This window comes from Streptomyces glaucescens, from assembly GCF_002154375.1.
In the GTDB taxonomy this organism is placed as follows: domain Bacteria; phylum Actinomycetota; class Actinomycetes; order Streptomycetales; family Streptomycetaceae; genus Streptomyces; species Streptomyces glaucescens.
Window position 1 is genome coordinate 1 of sequence record NZ_MUND01000859.1, and the last position, 1,236, is coordinate 1,236.

At 68.4% G+C, this 1,236-nt stretch carries 2 protein-coding genes and 1 tRNA gene; 2 read left to right on the top strand and 1 reads right to left on the bottom strand.

Annotated elements, in window-relative coordinates:
- Positions 1-133: 133 nt before the first annotated feature.
- Together CCN42_RS38465 and CCN42_RS38470 are read left to right on the top strand one after the other, a co-directional pair.
- Positions 134-796, top strand: a complete 663-nt coding sequence (locus tag CCN42_RS38465) for a DegT/DnrJ/EryC1/StrS family aminotransferase (protein WP_086741859.1) — start codon at positions 134-136, stop codon at positions 794-796.
- Positions 797-871: 75 nt separating this feature from the next.
- A tRNA-Thr gene (locus CCN42_RS38470) sits at positions 872-944 on the top strand.
- A gap of 95 nt (positions 945-1,039) precedes the next feature.
- Here CCN42_RS38470 and CCN42_RS38475 read toward each other — a convergent pair.
- A partial coding sequence (locus CCN42_RS38475; RefSeq protein WP_143662180.1) for a SpoIIE family protein phosphatase occupies positions 1,040-1,236 on the bottom strand: 197 nt, incomplete at its 5' end.

Genomic DNA, 1,236 nt, shown 5'->3' on the forward strand with positions numbered 1-1,236 from the left:
GAGTAGGACGCCGCCGAACAATCATTCAAAGGGTTGGACCCGGAACTTCGGTTCCGGGTCCAACCCTTTTTTGTTTTCCGTCACTTGAAGTTCACGTTGCGCAACCACCATTCCCGGCATGGGTACTGCTGCAATGCTCAGGGCCGCCGGCATAGGCGTCGGCGACGAGGTCGTCGTACCGGCCTTCGGCAACGTCGAAGTCGCCGAAGCGGTGACCCTGGCCGGTGCGCTGCCGGTGTTCGTCGACATAGACCCGGTGAGCTACTGCCTAGACCCGGCCGCGGTCGAGGCCGCCGTAACTCACCGGACAGCGGCTGTCGTTGCCGTACATCGCTTCGGGCGGCCGGCGGATGTCGTACGGCTGCACGCTCTTGGGCAGCGGCTGGGGCTGCTGGTGCTGGAGCAGGGGGAGTCCGAGGCTCCGTACGACGAGATCGCTCAGCGGCGGCAGCGGGCCGGCTATCTCGACGCGCGGCTGAAGGGGCTGCGGACCCCGGAGGGCGCAGTCGGGCACACGTATCAGCAGTACGTCGTGCGGGTGCCGGGGAACGGGCGTCCGGACCGGGACGCCTTCGCGCGGACCGTACGGGCCAAGGGAGTTGACGCCCGGGTGCCGGTGAAGACGCCCGTGCACCGGCTGCCGGGGTTCCGGCAGTGTGTGTCGCTGCCGGAGACCGAGCGGGCCGCCGACGAGACGCTGGCGCTGCCGGTCGACGCCTCGCTGACGAAGCGGGAGATGCAGCGGATCGTGACCGCATGCAACGCGCTCGGGGGCCTTCTCCAGCCCGCCTTCTGATCGGTTTTGGAGCACGGCTCCGTTCGGGGTATGATCTATTCCGTTGCCGCGAGGGAAACCTCGGAAAAGCGACAGGCCCCTATAGCTCAGTCGGTAGAGCGTCTCCATGGTAAGGAGAAGGTCAACGGTTCGATTCCGTTTGGGGGCTCAAGAGAAAAGGCCTCCGCCCTTACGGGCGGGGGCCTTTTTGTTTGCCCTGGCCCGGGACGGGTCCGGGACCAGCCCGGCCCGGCCCGGGCCGGGTCAGCCGTTGTGCAGGCCGGGAACGCGCATCGCCAGAATGGCCATGTCGTCGGACGGGGCGTCGGAGGCGAAGCGTTCCACGGCGCGCATGATGCGGGCCGCCACCGCGCCCGCCGTGAGGCCGGTGCAGGTGGTGAGGACGTCGGCGAGGCCGTCGTCGCCCAGCATGCGGCTGCCCTCACGGCGTTCGGTCACGC

What these genes read in the sequence shown, in the direction of transcription:
- CCN42_RS38465 (WP_086741859.1), top strand. Translation starts at nt 134, where the DNA reads ATGCTCAGGGCCGCCGGCATAGGCGTCGGCGACGAGGTCGTCGTACCG.